This window comes from Klebsiella sp. K5-45 (genome assembly GCF_030128605.1).
Taxonomy (GTDB): Bacteria; Pseudomonadota; Gammaproteobacteria; order Enterobacterales; family Enterobacteriaceae; genus Klebsiella; species Klebsiella quasipneumoniae.
This window is the reverse complement of sequence record NZ_JAKUZW010000036.1, coordinates 1-5,432: the sequence shown is the minus strand read 5'-3', so window position 1 is coordinate 5,432 and position 5,432 is coordinate 1. Positions and strand designations below refer to the sequence as shown.

General features: G+C 41.5%; 6 protein-coding genes and 1 pseudogene. 1 reads left to right on the top strand and 6 read right to left on the bottom strand.

What is annotated here, in order from left to right; genetic code table 11:
* From MKS11_RS27050 to MKS11_RS27040, 3 genes are all read right to left on the bottom strand, one after another.
* Positions 1-320: helix-turn-helix domain-containing protein (locus MKS11_RS27050; protein ID WP_284109795.1), on the bottom strand; the 320-nt coding region annotated here is incomplete at its 3' end.
* Positions 320-511, bottom strand: a complete 192-nt coding sequence (locus tag MKS11_RS27045) for a Rop family plasmid primer RNA-binding protein (protein WP_000166328.1) — start codon at positions 509-511, stop codon at positions 320-322. The genes MKS11_RS27050 and MKS11_RS27045, both read right to left, overlap by 1 nt.
* A gap of 470 nt (positions 512-981) precedes the next feature.
* Positions 982-1,173, bottom strand: coding sequence for a Rop family plasmid primer RNA-binding protein (locus tag MKS11_RS27040; protein ID WP_001041614.1), 192 nt, complete (start codon positions 1,171-1,173; stop codon positions 982-984).
* Positions 1,174-2,187: 1,014 nt separating this feature from the next.
* Here MKS11_RS27040 and yhdJ point away from each other — a divergent pair.
* A complete protein-coding gene (gene yhdJ / locus MKS11_RS27035; protein WP_074193191.1) occupies positions 2,188-3,111 on the top strand; it encodes an adenine-specific DNA-methyltransferase in 924 nt (307 codons plus the stop codon).
* Here yhdJ and MKS11_RS27030 read toward each other — a convergent pair.
* The 3 genes and pseudogenes from MKS11_RS27030 to MKS11_RS27020 all read right to left on the bottom strand — a co-directional run.
* A complete protein-coding gene (locus tag MKS11_RS27030; protein ID WP_064168506.1) occupies positions 3,083-4,114 on the bottom strand; it encodes a hypothetical protein in 1,032 nt (343 codons plus the stop codon). The two genes, yhdJ and MKS11_RS27030, sit on opposite strands and share 29 nt — an antisense overlap.
* The gene (locus MKS11_RS27025) at positions 4,114-4,323 is read right to left on the bottom strand and encodes a helix-turn-helix domain-containing protein (RefSeq protein ID WP_064168505.1); all 210 of its coding nucleotides are present in this window, start codon (positions 4,321-4,323) and stop codon (positions 4,114-4,116) included. The genes MKS11_RS27030 and MKS11_RS27025 overlap by 1 nt, the downstream gene beginning before the upstream one ends.
* A gap of 985 nt (positions 4,324-5,308) precedes the next feature.
* Positions 5,309-5,432: pseudogene (locus tag MKS11_RS27020) on the bottom strand (DNA-binding protein); the annotation flags it as partial.

The following is a 5,432-nucleotide window of genomic DNA, read 5'->3' as shown; positions in this document are numbered from 1 at the left end:
TCATCTCGAGCCTTAACAGCCCCTTTAAGACCATCGTTTTCAGCTTCAAGTAAAGCGATTCTATGTTGTAAATCATGTAAACCAACGCTGTTAATACCTGTAGATTCTGCGTCACTTTTTACATCATGTTTTACAGCATCGATTACACCATCAAGAGAACCAAACACTCTAATAAGCTCTGATGTATCAATAACTTTAATATCCTTCCCGTGCTTTACAACAGAGGTGTAACTTAACTTACCACTGTTAATCATCTTGTAAATAGTAGGGCGACTAACCTTAACAAGCCGTGCTGCTTCACTAATAGACACTCTGGCCATCAGTTACCATCCTGTAATGCATCCAGTCTCGAGGACAGTGTACGGAAAAGATGCTCCGCATCATCGTGGAGTTTCTCACAAAGGTCGGCCTCAGCATCGAGATCAAGCTCGTTAAGCTTCTCCAGCAGGAGCAGAGACTGATTCTGGATGAATTTAGCCATGTTCAGCGCTGTTTTCTGTTGTTTCGTCATAAGGGACCTCAGAGCATCAGTGCTCAGTGTAAAACCGGTAAGGGGGTCGGATGTACGAATGGTTCAGAGAACGGATCTGAGGTAATCCTGTAGTTATTTTGTAGTTTATCTGTAGTCATCGCACTAAAAATCAGGATTAAGTCATCAGCTTTTGTAGTCTTTCTGTAGTTTACCTGTAGTCCGGAAAAATAATTCGTTCATGCGAGCATGAACGAGGTCGTTAATGACGTTTTTTTGTCACCGACGCCCCTTAACCTGCGTAAATCACCCGCCATGGTTGATTATTTTTCAACCTCAAAATGGTCATACACCTAACGCAGCTGCGATTTTCATCGCAACTTCATGAAACATAAATAAAAAATAAAAAATAAAGGGATTCTGGGTATTACCGGGGTAATAATGTTAAGCGCCAGGACAATGAAAATTAAGGCGATGCCGGTATTACTCCGGTAATACCCAGAACGGAGCCATTACGCACCGTCCTGCTGCTCATTCAGGCGCGCTGACAGGCTTCGGTAAAGGCGTTCCGCATCCTCATGGAGTTTCTCGCAGAAATCAGCCTCATGATCCAGATCCAGCTCATTAAGCCTGTCCAGAAGAAGCAGGGACTGATCCTGGATGAATTTAGCCATGTTAACGGCAGTCTTTTGTTGTTTGTTCATGAAGGCCCCGGCGCGAAAGTGCTTACTGTACGTTCTGATGGTTTTCCGCTTCCTCGCTCATTCGCTCACTCCGTTCGGTCATGAGTCTGCGGCGAGCGGAGGGAAGATAAGCAGATAACGTAACGGTAAGCATAACGAAAGCTAAGGACAAGGGCGAAAAGGCCACGCCCCGGCGGGGCGTTTTTCCATAGGCTCCGCCCCCCTGACAAGCATCACGAAAATCTGACGCTCAAATCAGTGGTGGCGAAACCCGACAGGACTATAAAGATCCCAGGCGTTTCCCCCTGGTAGCTCCCTCGTGCGCTCTCCTGTTCCTGCCTTTCGGTTTACCGGTGTCATTCCGCTGTTATGGCCGCGTTTATCTCATTCCACGCCTGACACTCAGTTCCGGGTAGGCAGTTCGCTCCAAGCTGGACTGTATGCACGAACCCCCCGTTCAGTCCGACTACCACGCCCGTTCCGGTAACTATCAACTTGAGTCCAACCCGGAAAGACACGACAAATCGCCAGTGGCGGTAGCCATTGGTAGACAGAATGTGCGAGAGATGTATCGAGAGTTCTTGAAGTGGTGCCCTAACTGAGGCTACACTGGAAGGACGAATTTGGTGACACGTCTCGCACAAGACTGTTACCACGGTTCAGAAGTTCCCCAACTTACTGAACCTTCGAAAAACCACCTCCCCAGGTGGTTTTTTCGTTTACAGAGCAAGAGATTACGCTCAGATATAGATGATCTCAAGAGGATCTTTTGAGATCCTACTGAAAACTGACGAAGCAATTAAGCATCAATATTGTTAGTGGCAGTCTTTGATAACCCTCAGAGCCTCTTCACCACCACCTAAGATTTAAGCATTAACACATGAAAATCAATAAGTTAAACTTTAATACATTATATATGCAACTTATATATGTTTTTAAAGGCAATCATAAAGCACAAAAGTAGAGCTATGAAGGTTGTACAGCATCAATTTTGACGGTAGCATAGTAGACTATGAGTCACACTAAGGGTAAAAGATGAAAATTGAATTCGAAGCCAGATATTTCACAGATGAACAAAATAAAATTATCCATGGTGATGCTTTAACTGAATTAAAGAAGTTACCATCAGAAAGCGTAGATTTGGTTTTTGCAGATCCGCCATATAATATCGGTAAAGATTTCGATGGTCTTATTGAGTCTTGGGATGATAATGAATTTCTTCATTGGCTATTCGAGTGCATTGATGAATGTCATCGAGTTTTAAAAAAAAATGGCACTATGTATATAATGAATAGTACTGAGAACATGCCATATATTGACATAAAATGCAGGAATACCTTTCATATAAAGAGTAGAATAGTTTGGTCTTATGATAGCTCTGGGGTTCAAGCTAAAAACTACTTTGGTTCTATGTATGAACCAATATTAATGATGGTTAAAGACCCCAAAAAATATACTTTCAACAGTAAAGATATCTTGGTTGAAGCAAAAACAGGTTCCAAAAGAGCTTTAATTGATTACAGGAAGAATCCACCTCAACCTTATAATACTCAAAAAGTACCTGGAAATGTTTGGGAATTTCCCCGAGTAAGATTCCTTATGGAGGAATATGAAAACCACCCAACGCAAAAACCAACTTCTCTTCTAAAGAGAATTGTTTTAGCTTCATCAAATCCAGGGGATGTAGTTTTAGATCCTTTTTCTGGTAGCTTTACAACGGGAGATGTATCTAAGTCTCTAGATAGAAGATTTATAGGTATAGAAATAAACGAAGAGTATGTAAAAATGGGCATAAGAAGGTTAAACATACCTTCAAGTTACACCCCAAAAGAATTAGAAAAATTAAAAAAAAGGAAGACAAAAAACAAATCGAAGAATGTCAGGGGGGATGATAATGACATTTCTGATTTGTTAATTGATGATCTGCCCTCTAGTCAAGAAGGCCATACTCTAATTTAAAGTTTTCAATAATGACTCTCTTGAGTTCTTCAAGATCCTCAAGAGAGTCAGATATCACTCCTACAATATTTCTAAGGGTCGGTAAAGTAAAAACTTCTTCAAACAAGCCAAAATATCTATTCGCTAATTCTTCGCCCATAGTTTTTTCTGCATTAACCTTTATTAACCTCATAACTCCTTCTGGATCAAGATCCGTTTTAACAACAAAACTCATAGGAAATTTATTCGTCTTATCGAAATCTAAAAAGTATTTCTTGAAGTCTAAAACCTCAGTCACTTGAAAAAACCTTCCTACTGGCCTTAAAACAAAATCTATCCCACCATCATTAGCATTAGTCCTTCCTGTTTTAAACAGCTGGAAGAACTCCTCCCTTCCATTTATTACAATATTTTTTTTAGCGAAGTATAATTTTAGCACTGAAAAGGATACGACCTCAAACAACCTAGCATCTGCATTTGGGCTAAAGGAATTTTCAATAAATTTCAATATCCCTTCTTTTCCATTCGAGTTTTCAATATTAAAAAGGAATTCATTTTGTTTTTCAGTTATTTCGTCAATATATAAATCAATTGCTTTAGTGATAAACAATGAAGATGAACCTGGATCCATGCCAAACTCTGAAAGAAAATCAATAGAAATTATTCTTTTTTTTACTGTTCCTTCTGTCGCACTTTGCACAGGTAACATATTATCCTGCACTAAAAAACTTCTTCTTACCTCATCATTCAATCTATTATCCAAAGGATGATTTTGCAGTTTAGAACCAAAAGGAAGCGCTCTCATTCTCTGCATTAAAACAGAGAAGGAGGTCCCGCCCTTCGCCCCATTATTATATGCTTCACAAAGAACATATAGCGCATATAAATTGCCAAGTGAACGCCTAGCTTTGCTATCTCTGCCTGATGCTCTAGTCTTTTTTTCGATATATTTGTAAACTACAGACCTTTGACTTACATTATATTTAGATGCTAACTCATCTATTTTCTTAACGAAATCCACCATTAAAAGAGCTCCTTTATTTCCACATTCAAAGCCAATGCTATTTTATTTATGTTAACCAGACTTACATTCCGCTTCCCTCGCTCTATCCCACTTACGTAAGTCCTGTCCATTCCGGATAAAAACGCAAGATTCTCTTGGCTAATATTTTTCTCCATTCTGATTCGTCTTAAGTTTTCACCAAAAACTTTTTTGATATCTTCTGGATTCATACATTAAATCCGTAAAAAAAATTTATAATTGCATTTAGTGACTCAAAACCCAACGGACTTTAAGTCACATTCCGTGTTTATTATTGTCAAATGGTTAGTTTTCTCTATCGGCACTATTCGGCTTAAGAACGGCCCCCCCCCCTCAGGAGCAACTAACCAAAGGTGGTGTCGTAAATGCCGTTCGACTCTATCTAAAAAATGAAAAAGCCACCTTTCAGGCGGCTTTTTCACATCACCAGAACCATTTGCATTTACCATAACATCCGTTATCAGCACCGCCTGAGAGGCTCTCAGGGCGTTTCTGACGGGAAACTAGTAAAACAGGCAACAAACCACCCGAAAACCCGCCAGAAACGCGCAGGCTCTGTTTTTACGGCATGCATGAGTATGCGCGCAAGTGCATAGCGCGGAAATTCACGCCATTCAGCCGGGGTAAGTCCTGTTTCCGGCGTTCTTCCCATCCGAAAACGGTGAACGGGGACGCAATTTATTGCGTGGCCGTGAAGCGTTGCCGGCGCAGCCGGAAAACCGGTTTTCCGCACGTTCAGGAATCGGGTTCGTCGACGGCCGGCAATCACGTTATGGCAAGTCGCCGGACGACTCACCACACGATTCACCGGCGATTCGACTCGTGACTTGACTCTAGAGTCACCACGGTCAAAAAAACGCCAAAGCGACGATTCGACTCTAGAGTCAAGTCGTCATAAGTTACTGATAGTGTGGATTGAGTCGTCGATGACTCTATGACGAGTCGTCGGCAAGTCGTACACGAATCACCGACGACTTGGATTGACCTTACAGAAGGTAATACTGCGTAATTTAATAACAACCAACTAACTGATATTAATGAGTTATCTGCAAAAATTTAATTTTGCGTGGTGTGTGGATATTTTTAGTGTGAGGAGCGTTCAGAGATCTGGCGATTTTTGGGAAGGTTCAGGAACGCCCCGGGATGGCCGGAGAGGAAAACTCAAGCATGGCGGGATCAGGATTTTTTCCAGAATTTCCACCACGGGGAATGGGGTGGTGAAGAAGGTTCGTGCTTGTGCTCCAGAAGCTGCATAGCCTGACGAAGGGAATCAATATGCTCATCTCGAGCCTTAACAGCC